General features: G+C 52.4%; 18 protein-coding genes. 13 read left to right on the top strand and 5 right to left on the bottom strand.

Features of this window, described 5'->3' with window-relative positions:
• The first annotated feature begins 206 nt into the window (after positions 1 to 206).
• The 5 genes from topA (at position 207) to acnA (ending at position 7,932) form a co-directional block, all read left to right on the top strand.
• The gene (topA, locus tag AC6I8A_RS10465; protein WP_497818436.1) at positions 207 to 2,804 is read left to right on the top strand and encodes a type I DNA topoisomerase; all 2,598 of its coding nucleotides are present in this window, start codon (positions 207 to 209) and stop codon (positions 2,802 to 2,804) included.
• Between the two features lie 193 nt (positions 2,805 to 2,997).
• Positions 2,998 to 3,972: an HTH-type transcriptional regulator CysB gene (cysB, locus tag AC6I8A_RS10460; RefSeq protein WP_007892425.1), complete on the top strand. Its 975-nt coding sequence runs from the start codon at positions 2,998 to 3,000 to the stop codon at positions 3,970 to 3,972.
• A 493-nt stretch (positions 3,973 to 4,465) separates the two neighbouring features.
• A complete protein-coding gene (locus tag AC6I8A_RS10455; protein WP_071531660.1) occupies positions 4,466 to 4,624 on the top strand; it encodes a YmiA family putative membrane protein in 159 nt (52 codons plus the stop codon).
• A 3-nt stretch (positions 4,625 to 4,627) separates the two neighbouring features.
• A complete protein-coding gene (locus AC6I8A_RS10450) occupies positions 4,628 to 4,807 on the top strand; it encodes a YciX family protein (protein WP_036648922.1) in 180 nt (59 codons plus the stop codon).
• 443 nt (positions 4,808 to 5,250) lie between these two features.
• Entirely contained in the window at positions 5,251 to 7,932 is a 2,682-nt protein-coding gene (gene acnA / locus AC6I8A_RS10445) for an aconitate hydratase AcnA (protein ID WP_497818435.1), read from the top strand.
• A 48-nt stretch (positions 7,933 to 7,980) separates the two neighbouring features.
• Here acnA and ribA read toward each other — a convergent pair whose 3' ends face one another.
• Positions 7,981 to 8,574: a GTP cyclohydrolase II gene (gene ribA / locus AC6I8A_RS10440; RefSeq protein ID WP_008106521.1), complete on the bottom strand. Its 594-nt coding sequence runs from the start codon at positions 8,572 to 8,574 to the stop codon at positions 7,981 to 7,983.
• A gap of 228 nt (positions 8,575 to 8,802) precedes the next feature.
• On the opposite strand from ribA, the gene pgpB reads away from it, so the two are divergent.
• The 5 genes from pgpB (at position 8,803) to yciH (ending at position 12,409) form a co-directional block, all read left to right on the top strand.
• Positions 8,803 to 9,567, top strand: coding sequence for a phosphatidylglycerophosphatase B (pgpB, locus tag AC6I8A_RS10435; protein ID WP_256696556.1), 765 nt, complete (start codon positions 8,803 to 8,805; stop codon positions 9,565 to 9,567).
• A 127-nt stretch (positions 9,568 to 9,694) separates the two neighbouring features.
• Complete coding sequence (locus AC6I8A_RS10430; RefSeq protein WP_256696555.1) at positions 9,695 to 10,000, top strand: LapA family protein; 306 nt, start codon at positions 9,695 to 9,697, stop codon at positions 9,998 to 10,000.
• Positions 10,001 to 10,006: 6 nt separating this feature from the next.
• Positions 10,007 to 11,176 (top strand): lipopolysaccharide assembly protein LapB, encoded by a 1,170-nt coding sequence (gene lapB / locus AC6I8A_RS10425; protein WP_256696554.1) that lies wholly within the window; start codon positions 10,007 to 10,009, stop codon positions 11,174 to 11,176.
• 202 nt (positions 11,177 to 11,378) lie between these two features.
• Positions 11,379 to 12,086 (top strand): orotidine-5'-phosphate decarboxylase, encoded by a 708-nt coding sequence (gene pyrF / locus AC6I8A_RS10420; protein WP_256696553.1) that lies wholly within the window; start codon positions 11,379 to 11,381, stop codon positions 12,084 to 12,086.
• Complete coding sequence (gene yciH, locus AC6I8A_RS10415; RefSeq protein WP_256696552.1) at positions 12,086 to 12,409, top strand: stress response translation initiation inhibitor YciH; 324 nt, start codon at positions 12,086 to 12,088, stop codon at positions 12,407 to 12,409. The genes pyrF and yciH overlap by 1 nt, the downstream gene beginning before the upstream one ends.
• 69 nt (positions 12,410 to 12,478) lie before the next feature.
• Here the strand turns inward: yciH and osmB are convergent, their stop codons facing one another.
• Positions 12,479 to 12,697, bottom strand: a complete 219-nt coding sequence (gene osmB / locus AC6I8A_RS10410; protein ID WP_008106509.1) for an osmotically-inducible lipoprotein OsmB — start codon at positions 12,695 to 12,697, stop codon at positions 12,479 to 12,481.
• Between the two features lie 237 nt (positions 12,698 to 12,934).
• Between osmB and araD the strand changes: the two genes are divergently transcribed.
• From araD to AC6I8A_RS10395, 3 genes are all read left to right on the top strand, one after another.
• Positions 12,935 to 13,633, top strand: a complete 699-nt coding sequence (araD, locus tag AC6I8A_RS10405) for an L-ribulose-5-phosphate 4-epimerase (protein ID WP_265298066.1) — start codon at positions 12,935 to 12,937, stop codon at positions 13,631 to 13,633.
• 231 nt (positions 13,634 to 13,864) lie between these two features.
• The gene (gene kdgT, locus AC6I8A_RS10400; RefSeq protein ID WP_256696550.1) at positions 13,865 to 14,848 is read left to right on the top strand and encodes a 2-keto-3-deoxygluconate transporter; all 984 of its coding nucleotides are present in this window, start codon (positions 13,865 to 13,867) and stop codon (positions 14,846 to 14,848) included.
• Between the two features lie 145 nt (positions 14,849 to 14,993).
• Positions 14,994 to 15,860, top strand: coding sequence for a crotonase/enoyl-CoA hydratase family protein (locus tag AC6I8A_RS10395; protein ID WP_007892438.1), 867 nt, complete (start codon positions 14,994 to 14,996; stop codon positions 15,858 to 15,860).
• Positions 15,861 to 15,875: 15 nt separating this feature from the next.
• Here AC6I8A_RS10395 and pdeR read toward each other — a convergent pair whose 3' ends face one another.
• The 3 genes from pdeR to AC6I8A_RS10380 form a co-directional block, all read right to left on the bottom strand.
• Positions 15,876 to 17,861 (bottom strand): cyclic di-GMP phosphodiesterase, encoded by a 1,986-nt coding sequence (gene pdeR, locus AC6I8A_RS10390; protein WP_256696549.1) that lies wholly within the window; start codon positions 17,859 to 17,861, stop codon positions 15,876 to 15,878.
• Between the two features lie 156 nt (positions 17,862 to 18,017).
• Entirely contained in the window at positions 18,018 to 18,314 is a 297-nt protein-coding gene (locus tag AC6I8A_RS10385) for a YbdD/YjiX family protein (protein WP_256696548.1), read from the bottom strand.
• A complete protein-coding gene (locus AC6I8A_RS10380; RefSeq protein ID WP_256696547.1) occupies positions 18,307 to 20,373 on the bottom strand; it encodes a carbon starvation CstA family protein in 2,067 nt (688 codons plus the stop codon). The genes AC6I8A_RS10385 and AC6I8A_RS10380 overlap by 8 nt, the downstream gene beginning before the upstream one ends.
• Positions 20,374 to 20,446: the final 73 nt, after the last annotated feature.

Below are 20,446 nucleotides of genomic sequence, written 5' to 3'. Positions count from 1 at the left end.
CAGGGAGATCACACCCGGATGTGTGGTTCTGTCAGATGGAAAACTCGCTCCTAATCATAAAGTTGCAGAAGTCGACGCAATCTGACCTGAGATTATCCCTGCTGCCTTGAAATGCGAAATGCTGGCAGCAATATTGAACCCATTGGGTTTTGGGACCTCCAATTCTCTCCCGTTTATCAGGACGTTTCATTTAGGTAAAGGTACATATGGGTAAATCACTCGTAATCGTTGAGTCCCCGGCAAAGGCCAAAACAATCAATAAATACCTCGGTAATGACTACGTGGTGAAATCCAGTGTCGGTCATATCCGTGATTTGCCGACCAGCGGTTCAACTGCCCGTAAAAGTGCCGACGGGGAAAAAGCGAAACCTGGAAAAAAGGTTAAAAAGGATGAGAAAGCCGCACTCGTAAACCGCATGGGTGTGGATCCCTGGCATGGTTGGGAAGCGGATTATCAAATTCTGCCGGGCAAAGAGAAAGTTGTCGCTGAGCTGAAAAACCTGGCTGCCGATGCAGACCACATCTATCTCGCAACCGACCTTGACCGCGAAGGGGAAGCCATTGCCTGGCACCTGCGGGAAGTGATCGGTGGGGACGATAAGCGCTTTAGCCGCGTGGTGTTTAACGAAATCACCAAGAATGCTATTCGTCAGGCGTTTGACAAGCCGGGCGAGCTCAATATTGAACGTGTTAACGCACAGCAAGCGCGCCGCTTTATGGATCGCGTGGTGGGTTACATGGTGTCGCCACTGCTGTGGAAGAAAATTGCTCGTGGTCTGTCAGCCGGTCGCGTTCAGTCGGTTGCTGTGCGTTTAGTAGTTGAGCGCGAGCACGAAATCAAAGCCTTCGTACCAGAAGAGTATTGGGAAATCGATGCTGATTTCGCCACGCCGAAAGGCGCCGATCTGGCTATGCAGGTTACGCATCAGAATGACAAAGTGTTCCGCCCGGTTAATCGTGAGCAAACTCACGCGGCGGTGGCGATTTTGCAGAAAGCGCGTTACGAAGTACTGGATCGTGAAGACAAACCGACCAGCAGCAAGCCTTCTGCACCTTTTATTACCTCAACGCTGCAACAGGCGGCGAGTACGCGTCTGGGCTTCGGCGTGAAGAAGACCATGATGATGGCGCAGCGCTTGTATGAAGCGGGCCACATCACCTATATGCGTACCGACTCCACCAACCTGAGCCAGGATGCCGTGGCAATGGCGCGTGGCTATGTTGAGAGCAGCTTCGGTAAAAAGTATCTGCCAGAAACGCCGAATACCTATGCCAGCAAAGAGAATTCTCAGGAAGCGCACGAAGCGATTCGTCCTTCTGATGTGAATATCGTCGCTGAGCAGTTGAAAGATATGGAAGCTGACGCGCAAAAACTCTACCAGCTGATTTGGCGCCAGTTCGTTGCCTGCCAGATGGTACCGGCTCAGTACGACTCCACCACGCTGACCGTGGGCGCGGCTGAATTCAAATTGAAAGCCAAAGGCCGCACGCTGCGTTTCGATGGCTGGACGCGTGTGATGCCTGCGCTGCGTAAAAATGATGAAGATCTGACGCTGCCGCCGGTGGATGTTGGCGACATGCTGGATCTTAAAGAGCTGATGCCAAGCCAGCACTTCACCAAACCGCCAGCGCGCTTCAGCGAAGCGTCACTGGTCCGTGAGCTGGAAAAACGCGGCATTGGTCGTCCATCAACTTACGCCTCGATCATCTCCACCATTCAGGATCGTGGTTACGTGCGTGTTGAGAACCGCCGTTTCTACGCTGAAAAAATGGGTGAAATCGTTACCGATCGTCTGGAGTCTAACTTCCGCGAGCTGATGAACTATGACTTCACCGCGCGTATGGAAAATAGCCTCGATCAGGTGGCGAATAATGAAGCCGAATGGAAAGCGGTGCTTGACTCCTTCTTCAGTGATTTCAGCCAGCAGTTAGATGATGCTGAGAAAGATCCGGAAGAGGGCGGCATGCAGCCGAACCAGATGGTGTTGACGTCGATTGACTGTCCGACCTGTAGTCGTCCGATGGGAATTCGCACCGCCAGTACCGGCGTATTCCTCGGTTGCTCGGGTTATGCGTTGCCGCCAAAAGAGCGCTGCAAGCAGACCATCAACCTGATCCCGGAAAATGAAGTGCTCAACGTGCTGGAAGGCGATGATGCTGAAACCAACGCGCTGCGCGCCCGTCGTCGTTGCCAGAAGTGTGGCACCGCGATGGACAGCTATTTGATCGATAACCAGCGCAAGCTGCACGTCTGCGGAAATAACCCAGAGTGCGACGGCTACGAGATCGAGCAGGGCGAATTCCGTATCAAGGGCTACGATGGTCCGATTGTTGAGTGCGAGAAATGCGGTTCTGAGATGCACCTGAAAATGGGTCGTTTCGGTAAGTACATGGCCTGTACCAACGACGAGTGCAAAAATACCCGTAAGATTCTGCGTAACGGTGATGTCGCACCGCCAAAAGAAGATCCGGTGCCGCTGCCAGAACTGCAGTGTGAAAAATCGGATGCCTACTTTGTGTTGCGTGATGGTGCTGCGGGCGTGTTCCTTGCCGCGAATACTTTCCCTAAATCACGTGAAACGCGCGCGCCGCTGGTGGAAGAGCTGCAACGTTTTGCCGACCGTCTGCCAGAGAAGCTGAAATATCTGTCAGAAGCGCCAGCCGCCGACCCGGAAGGGAATAAGACGATGGTGCGTTTCAGTCGCAAAACGAAACAGCAATATGTCTCTTCCGAAAAGGATGGCAAAGCCACCGGCTGGTCAATGTTCTATATTGACGGCAAATGGCAGGAAGCGAAAAAATAATTCCCCACAAGGCCAGCATCCGCTGGCCTTTCTCTTATCCTTATAGCTAATCGTTCTACATTCTTCCTTTAACTGATATAGTAGTTATAGAACTCTTTTCGTTTCGCTGACTCGCTTTCCCTCCCTCACCGCAATCAAGGCGGAAACACGCCAGCCGGGAATGCACCTCTGTCGCTACCAGGAAGATATAACTATGAAATTGCAGCAGTTGCGTTACATCGTCGAAGTGGTTAATCACAATCTTAATGTCTCATCGACCGCCGAAGGCTTATATACCTCGCAGCCAGGCATCAGTAAGCAAGTCCGTATGTTAGAAGATGAGCTGGGCGTGCAGATATTTGCGCGCAGTGGTAAGCATCTGACGCAAGTAACGCCTGCAGGCGAAGAGATTATTCGGATTGCGCGTGAAGTGCTCTCCAAAGTTGATGCGATTAAATCGGTTGCCGGTGAACATACCTGGCCAGATAAAGGTTCGTTATATGTAGCCACCACGCACACGCAAGCGCGTTATGCACTGCCTGGCGTGATTAAAGGCTTTATCGAACGTTATCCACGCGTCTCATTACATATGCATCAGGGATCGCCCACACAAATAGCTGAGGCGGTTTCAAAGGGGAATGCCGACTTTGCCATTGCCACCGAAGCGCTGCATCTGTATGACGATTTAATCATGCTGCCGTGCTATCACTGGAATCGCGCCATCGTCGTGACGCCCGACCATCCGCTGGCAGGTAAATCGAATGTGACGATCGAAGAGCTGGCGGATTTCCCACTAGTAACTTACACCTTCGGTTTTACCGGCCGTTCAGAGCTGGATACCGCCTTCAATCGCGCAGGATTAACACCACGTATCGTCTTTACTGCGACAGATGCCGACGTAATTAAGACCTATGTGCGTTTAGGCTTGGGCGTTGGCGTGATTGCCAGCATGGCGGTGGACCCGATTGCAGACCCCGATTTGGTGCGTATTGAAGCATCAGAAATCTTTACGAATAGTACGACCAAGATTGGCTTTAGACGTAGCACCTTCCTGCGCAGTTATATGTATGATTTTATTCAACGTTTTGCACCGCACCTCACGCGTGATGTGGTGGATGCGGCGGTCGCACTGCGCTCCAATGAAGACATTGAAGCCATGTTCCGCGACATCAAATTACCCTTCAAGTAAATTCCTAACTCATTCTTTTGCCAAGGTGTCCAGTGGGCACCTTCGGAATCCCTTAGCGCTTAGCGCCACGAGTACTTCAAAAAAAATCATTATTTTTATGTAAATGAAACATGGGTCACATGTTTTTTCATTGTTATCTATTAAATGCGAATCAGTACACAATTTTTACGATGCTACTTTGCAGCTCGCCAGGAATATTCCCATACTCTAGTTAAGAGTTGATGGAGAAGGGCTTTTTTACTGGGCTGGTAAATTAAACTCAAATTAAGATTGGATCTAATTTGCTGTTAACCCAAATTTACAATGTAATGATTTAATTAATAGTTATGTTGGCAATTAAATTTATCTCATCAATCTTTTGTGTTTTGATAAATAGCGTTAATCGTTGTGCTCAATAAAAATAACTGGATTTTCGGTCTTAACAAGTTTAGGATTCGTCCTAAATCTTAATCGTTGTCATCAATCGTTTTATTGAGAGTGATTATCAAAAACTATGAATACGAGAATAACTGTACAGCCGGGCTTCCGGACTAAAAGCACCAAAGTTGAGCGTACTGGCAACACCCGTCGCAAAGCTTGGATGACTGTCTTCGCTGCTTCAGCATTGTTCTGGGTAGTGGTGGCGTTAATGATTTGGCGTATGTGGGGTTAAGCCATGTGGGCAAATACACTCAGTCGTAAGCATCCGGTTTCAGCGCGTCAGCCGCAAACGCCTGCGTGCAAAGTGAAAGACGTTGTATCCACTGAACCACAAGTGACCATTCCTGTTTCGTGGGAACTCAGTGAGAATCAGCGTAACTTTATTGAATCCTTCATGGATATGAAGTCCAAATAACGCGGTATGCGTTCTGTTCCATATTTAGACATTGAGTCCCTCTTTTACCGGATTATCCGGTGGGCAATTTATAAGCCCGTCCTTTAACACTCAGCATTAAAAAAACGGTGTCATCAGTACAACGCTGAAGACGGTGGACTTTTTTTGCCCGGAATCCGGGAGGGAGTGAATGATGAACATTAATACAACGACATTATCCTGGGTGAGCGTATATACCTTTTCCCTGGCTTTTTGGGCTGCCGCCTTTTGGGCGATGATTTAAGCACTAACTCAAATTAAACTGAATTATGTAAATGCCCTGATAAACGTCGGGGCATTTTTCATTGTGCTTTAATGTGTCAATTCGTGTTGTTATCAAAACGTTAACGGTAATGTGGTCTATCTTTAAGTTAAACCTTGCAGTCACTGAGGTTTAAAAAGAGATTCACATACATGGAGGCGCTATGTCGTTAACGTTACGCGAGCAGAGTCAGGACATGCTTGATGTTCGGGCAAAAAAATATCATTACTACAGCTTGCCCAAAGCAGCTCAGAAATTGGGCAATATTGATCGTTTGCCCAAGTCGATGAAAGTTCTGCTGGAAAACCTATTGCGTTGGCAGGACGGTGATTCTGTCACGCTGGAAGATATTGAAGCGCTGGTCGCCTGGCAAAAAGATGCTCACGCCGATCGTGAGATTGCCTATCGCCCAGCGCGTGTATTAATGCAAGATTTTACCGGCGTGCCGGCGGTGGTAGATTTGGCCGCCATGCGCGAAGCGGTGAAACGCCTCGGCGGCGATGTCGCCAAAGTCAATCCTTTATCCCCCGTTGATTTGGTCATCGACCACTCTGTCACCGTTGACCATTTTGGCGATGACAAAGCCTTTGGTGAAAATGTGCATCTGGAGATGGAGCGCAACCATGAACGCTACGTTTTCCTGCGCTGGGGCCAAAAAGCCTTCAATCGATTCCGCGTTGTGCCGCCGGGCACCGGGATTTGTCATCAGGTTAATCTGGAATATCTCGGTAAATCTGTCTGGCATGAGATGCTGAATAGGCAAGAGATTGCTTATCCCGATACGCTGGTGGGCACCGATTCGCACACTACTATGATCAATGCGCTCGGCGTATTGGGTTGGGGCGTCGGCGGAATTGAGGCTGAAGCGGCGATGCTTGGCCAGCCGGTCTCGATGCTAATTCCTGACGTAGTTGGTTTCAAACTCACCGGTAAACTGCGTCCCGGTATTACCGCAACGGATTTAGTGCTAACCGTCACGCAGATGCTGCGTAAACACGGCGTGGTAGGTAAATTCGTTGAGTTTTACGGTGATGGATTAGCGGACTTGCCGCTGGCCGATCGCGCCACCATCGCCAACATGGCACCAGAATATGGCGCGACCTGCGGCTTCTTCCCGGTTGATGACGTTACCTTAAGCTACATGACGCTGACTGGCCGCGATGCGGAGCAGGTTGAACTGGTTGAGGCTTATGCCAAGCAACAAGGTATGTGGCGCAATGCTGGCGATGAACCGGTGTTCACCAGCTCTTTAGCGCTGGACATGGGTGATGTTGAATCCAGCCTTGCCGGACCAAAACGCCCACAGGATCGCGTATCGCTGGGCGATGTTCCTTCAGCCTTTGATGCCAGCAATGAACTGGAAGTCAATCAGGCGCAAAAACCGCATAAAACGGTCAGCTATCGCGATAGCGAAACCGGAGAGAGCTATCAGCTGGATGACGGTGCGGTAGTGATCTCGGCGATTACCTCTTGTACTAATACCTCGAATCCTAGCGTGCTGATGGCTGCCGGTTTACTGGCGAAGAAAGCCGTGGAACGCGGCCTGATGCGCAAGCCGTGGGTCAAAGCCTCACTGGCGCCCGGTTCTAAAGTGGTTTCTGACTATCTCGCTGTGGCCCAACTCACACCTTATCTGGATGAATTAGGGTTTAATTTAGTTGGTTACGGTTGCACCACTTGTATCGGCAACTCCGGTCCGTTACCGGATGCGATAGAAAGTGCGATTAAAGAGGGTGATCTCACGGTTGCCGCCGTGCTTTCGGGTAACCGCAACTTCGAAGGCCGCATTCATCCGTTGATTAAAACCAATTGGCTGGCTTCGCCGCCGCTGGTAGTGGCTTATGCCTTAGCGGGTAACATGAAGATCAATCTGCAATCTGATCCGATCGGTCAGGATCGACAGGGCAACGATGTTTTCCTTAAGGACATCTGGCCTTCACCGGAAGAAATTGCAGAAGCAGTGCAGAAAGTGACCAGCGATATGTTCCATAAAGAGTATGCCGAGGTATTTGACGGCACGCCGGAGTGGCAGCAGATCAAAGTCAGCGAAGCGGCAACTTATGATTGGGATGGCGATTCCACCTATATTCGCCTGTCGCCATTCTTTGATGACATGGAGAAAACGCCGAAGCCGGTGCAGGACATCAAAGGCGCGCGCATTCTGGCGATGCTGGGTGATTCCGTCACCACCGACCACATTTCTCCGGCGGGTAGCATCAAAGCGGAAAGTCCAGCCGGACGCTATTTACTCTCACACGGCGTTGAGCGCACCGATTTCAACTCCTATGGTTCGCGTCGTGGCAACCACGAAGTGATGATGCGCGGCACTTTCGCCAATATCCGTATTCGCAACGAAATGGTGCCGGGCGTGGAGGGCGGTTATACCAAACACTTCCCGTCTAACGAGCAGCTGGCGATTTACGATGCGGCGATGAAGTATCAGCAGGAAGGCGTGCCATTAGCGGTGATTGCCGGTAAAGAGTACGGTTCCGGCTCCAGTCGTGACTGGGCAGCAAAAGGGCCGCGCTTACAAGGCGTGCGCGTGGTTATTTCCGAATCCTTTGAGCGTATTCACCGCTCTAATCTGATTGGTATGGGGATTCTGCCGCTCGAGTTTCCGGCTGGCGTGACGCGCAAAACGCTGCAGCTAACCGGTGAAGAGTTTATTGATGTGGCGAACCTGTCACAGCTTAAACCGGGTGGCACTGTAAATGTGACGCTGACGCGCGCGGATGGCAGCAAAGAGACGCTGGAAACGCGTTGCCGTATCGATACGGGTAACGAATTAACCTACTATCAGAACGACGGCATTTTGCATTACGTGATCCGCAATATGCTGAACTAAAAGAAAAAGCCGGGAATTCCCGGCTTTTTTATCTGCTTTACAATCCGCTTAAGACTTCGGCAGCAAATGACCCATTTTCTCGGCTTTCGTATCGAGATAGTGCGCGTTTTTCGGGTTACGCCCGACAACCAACGGCACGCGTTCAACGATATTGATACCGGCTTCGGTCAGGATCTCAACTTTGCGTGGATTGTTCGTCAGCAAGCGCACTTCATTGACGCCTAACAGTTTGAACATATCCGCACACAGCGTGAAGTCACGCTCATCAGCGGCGAAACCGAGCTGATGGTTGGCTTCGACAGTGTCGTAACCTTTATCCTGCAACGCATAAGCACGGATTTTATTCAGCAAACCGATGTTGCGTCCTTCCTGACGGTGATACATCAGGATGCCACGACCTTCTTCCGCAATCGCGGTTAACGCCGCTTCCAGCTGGAAGCCGCAGTCACAGCGCAAGCTGAACAGGGCATCGCCAGTTAAACATTCGGAATGGACGCGCGCCAGCACCGGATTGTGATCGCTAATATCACCATAAACCAGCGCGACATGGTCGTGGCCGGTTGCCAGTTCTTCAAAACCAACCATCAGGAAATCTCCCCATGGCGTGGGCAGTTTGGCTTCTGCTACCCGTTTAAGCTGCATGTGACTCTCCAGAACCTTCAGAGGATGCGCTATCATCATGATAACGCACGGGCCATGTGGCCCGATGAAACTTACGCTATTGTGCCACAACCCGAACGGCTGCCGTTAATCGGTCAGAGTGATTGTAGTGATAAAGCACAATTATCCAAGCTGCAATAGGTATGTTATTCTTTTTTCAGCTAAAGTTATGTGCAACGCACGTATCAATGCGGATCTAAAAGGAAGCGAATGTTAAAAATCATTCAGCGCACCACCTTAGGGGCGTTTTTATTGTTGTTGATGCCGTTGGGCGTTTGGATATCTAACTGGCAATGGCAACCAGGGGAAAGTGGCAATCTACTTCGCGTGCTGTTTTGGATGACAGAAACCGTCACCAATCCGTGGGGCATTCTCACCAGTATCATCCTCAGCGCCTGGGTGTTGTGGTGTTTACGCTTTCGGCTTAAACCCGCGATTCTGCTCATCCTCATTATGAACGGCGCAATTCTTGCCGGTCAGTACACCAAATCAACAATTAAAGAGCAGGTGCAGGAACCGCGCCCGTACGTCATCTGGCTGGAAAAAAGTCATGGTATTAACGGTGATGAGTTTTATCAGCTACATCGCCAGCAGCGCGGCGAAATGGTTTCAACTTTGCTGGCCAACGATACTCAGCTGCCGCAATGGCTGAAGAACCACTGGGCGTTTGAAACCGGCTATGCGTTTCCTTCCGGGCACACCATGTTTGCCGCCAGCTGGGCGTTATTGGCGATTGGGTTATTATGGCCGCGCCGACATTTCGCCACGGTTGCCGTGTTATTCGTTTGGGCGACCGCGGTGATGGGCAGCCGTTTAGCGTTAGGCATGCACTGGCCGCGTGATTTAGTGATGGCAACGCTGATTTCCTGGTTGTTGGTCACCATTGCCACTTTACTTGCGCAGCGTTTCTGCGGCCCGCTCACCATCCCGCCAGAAGAGCATCGTGAGATCGCGCAGCGTGATGATGGATTGTAATTACGCTATTCGTCCCCATATGATTGATTGTGCTTGCAGAAAAAAGCGCTAACTGATGTGGGGATAAGCAGCATCGACGGCGGTTTTTTGGCATACTTCTTTGGATAACCTCTCGACAGGACGCATTGTGAAATATTTGCTTATTTTTCTCGTGGTATTGGTCATTTTCATCATCTCCGTCACGCTCGGAGCGCATAACGACCAAGTCATCACCTTTAACTATCTGCTAGCGCAGGGCGAATTCCGCATTTCAACACTGCTCGCCAGCTTGTTTGGCGCTGGATTCCTGCTGGGATGGGCAATTTGTGGCCTGTTCTGGTTACGCTTACGGGTTTCGCTGGCTAACGCGCAGCGTAAACTTAAACGTATGCAGGCACAAAATGAACAATCAACCGCAGTGACCCCATCACCAACTGCCAGCCGTCGGGATTAATTTTCGATGCTTGAATTGCTGTTTCTGCTTCTTCCTGTTGCTGCGGCGTATGGCTGGTATATGGGCCGCCGCAGTGCACATCAGGATAAGCAACAGGAAGCGAACCGCCTGTCGCGCGATTATGTGACCGGGGTAAACTTCCTGCTCTCCAATCAACAGGACAAAGCGGTTGATCTCTTTCTCGACATGTTGAAAGAGGACAGCGGCACGGTTGAAGCGCATCTGACGCTCGGCAACCTGTTCCGTTCGCGTGGTGAAGTTGATCGCGCCATTCGCATTCACCAATCCCTGATGGAAAGTGCGTCGCTCAGCTACGAGCAGCGCTTACTGGCGATTCAGCAACTCGGCCGTGATTACATGGCGGCGGGATTGTACGATCGTGCCGAAGATATGTTTGGGCAACTGGTGGAAGAGACCGATTTCCGCATCGGTGCGCTACAGCAATTGTTGTTAATTCATCAGGCAACCAGCGACTGGCAAAAAGCCATCGAAGTGGCGGAAAAGCTGGTTAAGCTCGGCAAAGACAAACAGAAAGGCGAAATTGCCCATTTCTACTGTGAATTAGCGTTGCAGGCATTAAGCAGCGACGCCCTCGATCGGGCGATGAGTTTGTTGAAAAAGGGCGAGTCAGCCGATCATCAAAGTGCGCGCGTCTCCATCATGATGGGCCGCATTTTGATGGAGCAGGGCGAGTATGCGAAAGCCGCCAGCCGACTGCAGCGCGTACTCGAGCAGGATAAAGAGCTGGTGAGTGAAACCTTACCGATGCTGGAAACCTGCTATCAGCGACTGAACCAACCTGAAAACTGGGCACAATTCTTACAACGCTGTGTCGATGAAAATACCGGCGCCGCAGCAGAGCTTTATCTCTCCGATATCCTTGAGCAGCAGCAGGGCCCGGAAGCGGCACAGCTGTATATCAATCGCCAGTTACAACGTCATCCAACCATGCGCGTGTTCCATCGTTTAATGGACTACCACTTACACGAAGCGGAAGACGGACGCGCGAAAGAGAGCTTGATGGTGCTGCGCGATATGGTTGGTGAGCAAATCCGCACTAAGCCGCGTTATCGTTGCCAAAAGTGTGGCTTCACTGCGCATGCACTTTACTGGCATTGCCCATCTTGTCGCGCCTGGTCTTCGGTTAAACCCATTCGGGGACTCGACGGCCAATAAATGGCCGTATGTTTTTCTTATTCAGAGCTAATTAGTTACAACATACTGTTATGTTTAATACTAACACTCCTTCAGCATCGTGCAGCAAGCGGTCGAACAGGCAAGTTCTGGCGGCAGCGTGATTGTCGGCACCGGCCTGCGCAGGTAGAATGCTTGCCGTTTGTCCATCGCGCCTGCGGGTGCCTGTCACTGAGGAAACGTTATGCCTGTAACCACTTCACCTATTCTGGTGGCACTCGACTATCATGATCTCAACAGCGCGCTGCAGTTTGTTGACCGCATCGATCCAAGCCAGTGTCGCCTGAAAGTAGGCAAAGAGATGTTCACGCTGTTTGGTCCATCGCTGGTGAAAACGCTGCAGGGACGGGGTTTTGACGTGTTTCTCGATCTCAAGTTTCATGACATCCCAAACACCACCGCACATGCAGTCGCGGCAGCGGCCGATCTTGGGGTGTGGATGGTGAACGTGCACGCCAGCGGTGGCGCACGCATGATGAATGCGGCACGTGAAGCGCTGGTGCCATTTGGTAATGATGCACCGCTGCTGATTGCGGTCACCGTGTTGACCAGCATGGATGAGGACGATCTGAAAGGTTTGGGCATTACCTTGTCTCCAGCTGAGCAGGCTGAACGACTGGCGCGTTTAACGCGCGATTGCGGTCTGCACGGCGTGGTTTGTTCGGCGCAGGAAGCCGTGCACTTTAAACAGGTGATTGGTCAGGATTTCGCGCTGGTTACCCCAGGCATTCGTCCGGCTGGCAGCGATGCAGGCGATCAGCGCCGTATTATGACGCCGCAGCAGGCAAAACTCGCCGGTGTGGATTATATGGTCATCGGGCGTCCGATCACCCAATCCGCCGACCCAGCCGCCACGCTGCAGCAAATCCTGCAGAGTTTACAGGAGGCTTAATGGCTCAGGACAATCGATTGGTGTATTCGACCGACAGCGGACGAATCACCCATGAAGAAGAGAAAGCGCCGCGGCCGAAAGGCGATGGTATCGTGCGTATCCAGCGCCAAACCAGCGGACGCAAAGGGAAGGGCGTGTGTCTGATCACCGGCATCGATCTGGATGATGGCGCGCTCGAAAAACTGGCCGCTGAACTAAAGAAAAAGTGTGGTTGTGGCGGGGCAGTTAAAGAGGGCGTGATTGAGATTCAGGGCGATAAACGCGACCTGATTAAAACGCTGCTGGAAGCCAAAGGCATGAAAGTCAAACTGGCTGGCGGTTGAAACAGTTCGGGCCACCTATTAGGTGGCCCGTTGTTAAGTAGATGCGCTGCGTAGCCTGATAATTATATTTTATTTGCTGATCTGGTGGCCGATGATGCCGCCGACAGCTGCGCCGCCAACGGTACCGAGTCCGCTACCGTTGGTCAGTACTGAACCACCAATGGCACCGGCGCCCGCACCGATTGCGGTATTACGGTCGCGTTTAGACCAGTTTGAACAGCCGCTCAGCGCGACAACTAAAGTTGTTGCCAGCACGGCAGCAGTAAGACGTTTCATTGTTGTAGTCATTAACTTCTCCTTGATTGTTATCACTGCGGTAACGGTATAAGTATAGATGTTACGTCGCACTCGGCAGGGTAAAACGGTCCTAAAATGCGAATTTGCAAGCCTTAATCATTAAAACCAACCCGCGCCACACATTTAACGCCTTAGCGACTTTCCGCAGCTTTTACAGCCATTCCTTCCATAACGCTTTTCCTCACCGCTCCGCACAATTCAGCTATCACAGTTTGCAGGAGAAAAAAGATGCTGGAAGCGTTAAAGCAGCAGGTGCTGGAAGCCAATCTCGATCTACCCCATTACAACCTGGTCACTTTTACCTGGGGCAATGTCAGTGCGGTGGACCGCGATCGCGGTTTATTGGTGATTAAGCCGTCGGGCGTGAAGTACGAACAGATGCAGCGTGACGATATGGTGGTTGTCGATCTCGCCAGCGGTGAGGTGGTTGAAGGTAACATGCGGCCGTCATCGGATACCGCTACGCATCGCGCGCTCTATCTCGCCTGGCCAGAGATTGGCGGCATCGTACATACGCACTCGCGGCATGCCACCATTTGGGCGCAGGCTGGACGCGAAATCATCGCGTTGGGTACCACGCACGCCGATGATTTCTACGGCACCATTCCTTGTACACGTCAGATGAAGCGTGAAGAGATTGAGCAGGAATACGAGTGGAACACCGGGCAGGTGATCATTGAAACTTTTGCGCAGCGCGTAATTGAGCCAACAGCGATTCCCGCCGTGCTGGTCAATTCCCACGGCCCCTTTGCCTGGGGCAAAGATGCGCATGCTGCGGTACACAGTGCCGTGGTATTAGAAGAAGTAGCCTACATGGCGCTGCATACCGAGCAGTTGCGCACTGAGTTACCGCCGATCTCGCAAACCTTGCTGGATCTTCACTACTTGCGCAAGCACGGTAAAAATGCGTGGTATGGGCAGAATTAAGGCTGATTCAGATTCATAGGCGCCTGCAGGCGCCTTTCTTTTTGCAATCAATCATCTGGTATGGCGATGCGCATCATAAATACAAAATGATCAGTCAATAAAAATAAAACAGCGTTTCATAAATGCATTTGCGATCACTTTTTTCCTTTCAGCCAATCGTTATCTTGCTCGCCATGCCATCTGGCAATTCATAAAAACACCTCCCTCTGGCTCAGTTAAGGTGACACCCCTATGCATATCAAACGTGCAATCGATAAAATTCCCGGCGGCATGATGTTGATTCCGCTGTTTTTGGGCGCGTTATGCCATACGTTCTCTCCTGGCGCAGGTAAATACTTTGGTTCATTCACCAATGGGTTGATGACCGGCACCGTACCGATCCTCGCGGTGTGGTTCTTCTGCATGGGCGCATCCATCAAACTCAGTGCCACCGGCACGGTGCTACGTAAATCGGGCACGCTGGTGCTCACCAAAATTGCAGTGGCGTGGGTTGTCGCGGCGATTGCATCGCGTGTGATGCCGGAAAACGGCGTGGAAGTGGGCATGTTTGCCGGACTCTCCACGCTGGCGTTAGTGGCGGCGATGGATATGACCAACGGCGGCTTATACGCTTCCATCATGCAGCAGTACGGTTCGAAAGAAGAAGCCGGTGCGTTCGTCTTGATGTCCCTGGAGTCGGGGCCGCTGATGACGATGGTGATCCTTGGCACCGCTGGCATCGCCTCATTCGAGCCGCATGTCTTCGTGGGCGCAGTGCTGCCGTTTGTCGTTGGATTTGCGCTCGGTAATCTCGATCCCGAACTGCGCGAGTTCTTTGGCAAAGCGGTACACACGCTGATTCCGTTCTTTGCTTTCGCATTGGGCAACACCATTGATTTGACCGTCATCGCGCAAACTGGCCTGCTGGGAATCATGCTTGGCGTCGCAGTGATCATTGTGACCGGCATTCCGCTGATTATTGCCGATCGCTTGATTGGCGGTGGCGATGGCACGGCGGGGATTGCGGCATCCAGCACCGCTGGCGCTGCGGTGGCTACGCCAGTATTGATTGCCGAGATGCTGCCACAGTTTAAACCGGTCGCACCGGCTGCCACGGCGTTGGTCGCCACTTCTGTCATTGTCACGTCTGTCATTGTGCCAATCATTACGGCGGTTTATTCACGACGCGTTAAGCGTTCTCATGTTGCCGTGGGGCAACGCGCAGCCATCAAGTAAGCCCGCTAATGCTTCCCCGGCCGCTGGTCGGGGATATCTCTGGATTTTGCTTTATAAATCAATCTCTCATTTGGTCTGGCCTCACTCTGGATTACGCTGATGTGGCGTTTAACGCACTACATAAACATAAACAGAGGATGAGACAATGACAGTAATTAACCAACCAACATGCAGACTGTTCACCGAAGTTGGACAAACCACACAGCTCGCCGCCTACTATGAAGAGGGCCGACGTACCATGTGGATGATGCTGCGTGCGCAACCCCGTCCGAGTTTCAACCACGAATTAATTGAGGAGATTATGAACCTGAGCTATTCCGCTCAGCGTTCTGGTCTGCCGATTGATTTCTGGGTGACGGGATCGTTAGTGCCACAGATGTTTAACGCCGGAGGCGATTTGCGTTTCTTCGTGGAGTGCATTCGTAACAACCGTCGTGAAGCACTGCGCGCTTATGCACGTGCCTGTGTTGACTGCATCCACTCCGCAGCGCGGGGTTTCGATACCGGTGCGGTCACGCTGGCGATGATTGAGGGCAGTGCGCTCGGTGGCGGCTTTGAAGCGGCGCTGGCGCATCACTTCATTCTGGCGCAGAACAGCGCGCGCATGGGCTTCCCGGAGATCGCGTTCAACTTGTTCCCTGGCATGGGCGGCTACTCATTAGTGGCACGTCGCTCTGGCATGAAGCTGGCTGAAGAGCTGATTATGGAAGGCGAGTCACACAGTGCGGAGTGGTATGAAACACGTGGTCTGGTCGACAAAGTGTTCCAGCCGGGCGATGGTTATCGCACCACGCGGACCTTTATCGATACGTTGCGTCCAAAGCTCAACGGTGTGCGTGCGATGCTGAAAGCGCGTCAGCGCGTGTTGCAGTTATCACGCGCTGAGCTGATGGATATCACCGAGGATTGGGTTGATTATGCCTTCACACTGGAACCGAAAGACATTGCTTACATGGAAAGACTGGTACAACTGCAGAACCGTCATAGCGCATCCTTGCGCAAAGCCGGCTAATCTCGCAAACCAGCGTTAGACGCGGGCAGGATGCTTAGCCAGCCAATGCCCGAGCTCTTCTGCGGGCATTGGTTTTGCATAATAATAACCCTGACGCCCATCGACACCATTGGCCATAACAAACTTTTCTTCGGCTTTCGTTTCAATGCCTTCAGCAATCACCTGCAGCTTTAAGGCTTTGGCAACGGCGACAATTGCACGGACCAGCGACTGCGCAACAGGTTGCTTATTGATATTACGCACAAAACTCTGGTCCAGTTTAATGGCGTCAATCGGGACGCGCGCCAACTGGGAAAGAGAGGAGTAACCGGTACCAAAATCATCAAGATGCACTTGCGCGCCCAGTTCCTGAAACTGCTTCATCAGCATTAGCGCGCCAGCTTCATTCTCAATCAAGCAGCTTTCCGTCAGTTCGATATCAATCGGACAATCGGTCAAACCGGCCTCATTCAAAGCATGTTTCAGGTCGGTATAGATACTCTGGTCAATCAGCTGTTTAGCTGAGACGTTCACTGCGACGCGCAGATAGATGCCTTCGCTGCGCCACTTGATGATCTGCTGTAACACATTCAGCATCACCCAGCGGCCCAAAGGCACAATCAACCCGGACTCTTCGGCATACGAAATAAAGTCGCCCGGCGGCACCAAACCGCGCTCTGGGGAATTCCAGCGCACCAGCGCCTCGGCGCTCAGCACCTCGCCTTCGGCATTGAGTTTCGGCTGGTAATGCACCACCAGATGATCCAGTTCGAGCGCTTTACGCAGGTTGGTATCGAGCCACAGATACTCAAACACGCGCTGATTCATCTCGTTAGCGAACACGCAGAACTTGCCGCGGCCGTTCTCTTTGGCGTGATACATCGCGGTATCGGCGTTACGAATCAGGCTTTCACGATCTTCGCCATGCAGCGGGGCGAGGGCGATACCAATCGAGCAGCCGCTGTAGACTTCAATTAAACCAATGCGAAACGGCTGGCGTAGCCGCTCAAGAATGCGCGATGCCATCGCTTCCAGCGCCGCCTGGCTGGTGTGTTCCGCCAGCACCACAAACTCATCGCCGCCGAGGCGCGCCAGCGTCTGGTCTTTGCCAAGGCAACTGAGGATGGCTAATGACACCGCTTGCAGCAGCTGATCGCCAAACATATGGCCGTAAGCGTCGTTCACCTTCTTAAAATTGTCTAAATCGAGGTAAACCACACCGGTTTGACTGCCATTCGCCAGCTCGAGTGCCAAACTAATCTGTTGATGAATCGCGTTGCGATTGGGCAAGCCGGTCACGGTATCGGTGTTGGCCAGCACGCGCAGGCGTTCCTGAGCGCGGCGCTCTTCAGTGATGTCGGTTCCGGAACAGATGAGGAAAATTTCATTTTTTCCGCTACCGCTGTGAACGAACTTATTACGAAACAGAAACAGTCGCTGACCTTTGCGGGTTTTAATCCAGCGTTCAACTTCGTAAGAACTGCCTTCACGGAAGAATCCGGCGATATTGCGGCGTGATGCTTGCGCTTCCTGCTTGGTCATAAACAGCTGGAATACGTTGCGGCCAATCACTTCCTGCTCTTTCAGGCCTGTGTACTCTTCACTCAAACGATTGAAACGTTGAATATTGCCGCGTTGGTCGAGGATCACGATCACTGAGTTCGCCTCAGAAACCACTTGCTCGGCGAACGATAATCCCAGCGTCAAATCACGCGCGACAGCCGAGGTATCACCCCAGGCTGAAGAGGTGCCTGCCCAGGTCGATTGATTGACTTTACGACCGACAAAATGCATCGGAACGGGTTCGCCATGCAGCGACAGCGTGAGGTTAATACTTGAGGTAATGACCGTCATCGCACGTAATAAACTGGCTTGTGCGGGAGTCAGCGGAACCGCCATATTGGTGTTCGCGTTCTCATCTTCGGCAAAATGCAGAGCATCACTATCTGAAGTTAAACGCCAATGAGGGCTGGTGGTGCCAAACAAGGTATATAGCAATGTTTGCCCTTGTTCATCGGTCATGGAAACTTCCTCCGGGGGAATGCTCAGCGGGCGGTATCTCATTATTTTAGCAACAGTATTCAACCTCCTGCGCCAGCACAAGATGCAATCCAAATATATTTTTGTTTTTATTAAAGAATGGCACGAAAAAGCCCCGACAAGCGGGGCTGATCCTGGTTAGCAAGGGCACTTACCCAGTTTTCCGGCCTGGCTGGGAAAGCGGGCATCGAGGCAGTGACGGTGAAAAGCGCGTTCATCCATGGGGGCGACAGTTGGATGATGTTCGCGCATATGCTTCAGATAAGTTTGATAGTCATGAACGCCGACCATTAAACGAAAACTTTGCTGTAATCCCTGCCAGAGGCGTTGCCAGCGCGTAAGATTTTGCCCAGCCGTAGCGGGTGCGATTGGTAAGCACTGCTGAATCTGCCACGCGCCGGTAGGTTTTCTCCAGTGATAAATGGACTCAGACATTTCGCACCTCTTTACGCAGAGAAATCTCAGATTCATGGGTAGTCGGCACGGTGCTGTTGAGCGCCCGACGAATCACGAAGAAGGCTGAAACCAGCATGGTCACCGCCACCAGCATGAAGAAGGCACACAGGGCCGCGTTAATTTGATTGCTGAAGACGATGGTTTGCATATCAGCAACAGTTTTCGCCGGGGCGATGACGATGCCGTCATCAATGCCTTTACGGAACTTGTTGGCCTGCGCGAGGAAACCAATCGATGGCTTCTCGTGGAAAATCTTCTGCCAGCCCGCGGTCATCGAGGTAATAAACAGCCAGGCGGTCGGCACAATCGTCACCCACGCATAACGCTGCTTCTTCATTTTGAACAGCACCACAGTGCCGAGAATCAGCGCCATCGACGCCAGCATCTGGTTGCCGATACCAAACAGCGGCCACAGCGTGTTAATGCCGCCGAGCGGATCGACCACGCCCTGATAAACGAAGAAACCCCAACCCGCCACCGCAACGGTGGTGCCCGCCATGTTGCCCAACCATGAACGGTTATTCGCCATCGATGGCACCACGGTGCCTACCAAATCCTGCACCATAAAGCGGCAGGCGCGGGTACCGGCATCCACAGCGGTGAGGATAAACAGCGCTTCAAACAGGATGGCGAAGTGATACCAGAATGCCATCATGGCGCGGCTGTTAAACACGTCGGTGATGATGTGTGCCATGCCAACCGCAAAGGTCGGTGCACCACCGGCACGCGAAAGAATGGTGCTTTCACCGACGTCGCGCGCAATGCCGCTCAGCATCTCTGGCGTCACCACGAAACCCCAGCCGTTAATCACCTGCGACGCACTTTCCACCGTGGTGCCAATCAGCGCGGCGGGTGAGTTCATGGCAAAGTAGACGCCCGGATCAAGCACCGAGGCGCAAATCAGCGCCATGATCGCCACAAAGGATTCCATCAGCATCGCGCCATAGCCGATAAAGCGGATATGACTTTCGCGCTCCACCAGTTTCGGCGTGGTGCCGCTCGACACCAGCGCATGGAAACCTGAAATGGCACCACAAGCAATAGTGATAAACAGGAACGGGAACAGCGCGCCGGAGAAGACCGGTCCGGTGCCATCAATAAATTTGGTCACCGCAGGCATCTTCATCTCGGGCATGGCAAACACGATGCCGATGGCTAAACCGATGATCACACCGATTTTCAGGAAGGTGGAGAGATAATCGCGCGGCGCCAGCAGCAGCCACACCGGCAGCGAAGAGGCGACAAAACCGTAGATCACCAGCACCCACGTCAGCTCCGTGCCTTTCAGCGTGAACAGCGGCCCCCAATAGGGATCGGCCGCCACATTGCCGCCGTAGATAATCGCCGCCATCATCAGCACGAAGCCAATGATCGACACCTCCGCGATTTTGCCCGGACGCAGGAACCGCATATACACGCCCATAAACAGCGCAATCGGAATGGTCGCGGCAATGGTGAACAAGCCCCACGGACTGTTGGCCAGCGCCTTCACCACCACCAAGGCCAGCGCGGAGAGGATGATGATCATCACGCCCAGCGCGCCGAGCATGGTCACCACGCCAGCGAATGAACCGAGTTCCTGGCGCGCCATCTCACCGAGCGAGCGGCCGTCACGGCGCGTAGAGATAAACAGAATCAGGAAATCCTGCACCGCACCGGCAAACATCACGCCCACCAGAATCCAGATGGTGCCAGGCAGGAAGCCCATTTGCGCCGCGAGGATTGGGCCGACCAGCGGGCCCGCACCGGCAATCGCCGCAAAATGGTGACCGAACAGCACCCATTTATTGGTGGGCACATAATCAAGGCCGTCACTTAAGCGCTCCGCCGGCGTGCGACGGCGATCGTCCAGTTCGAAGATGCGCTTAGCGATAAACAGGCTGTAAAAGCGATAGGCAATGCTGTAGCAGGCAACGGAGGCAATCACCAGCCAGACCGCATTGACGTGTTCGCCACGGCTGAGGGCCAGCATGGCAAATGCGCCCGCGCCAATTAACGCCACCGCTAACCAGATGAGACTGGTTTTGACGTTGTTCATGAGTTAACTCCTTGTAGGGACCGGGAAAAGAGGCGATCGAATACAACAAGTTAAAAGTAATGTAATGAATTGT

The organism is Pantoea sp. X-Soil-ISGK-275, assembly GCF_059730795.1.
This window is presented reverse-complemented; position numbering and strand designations above follow the sequence as displayed.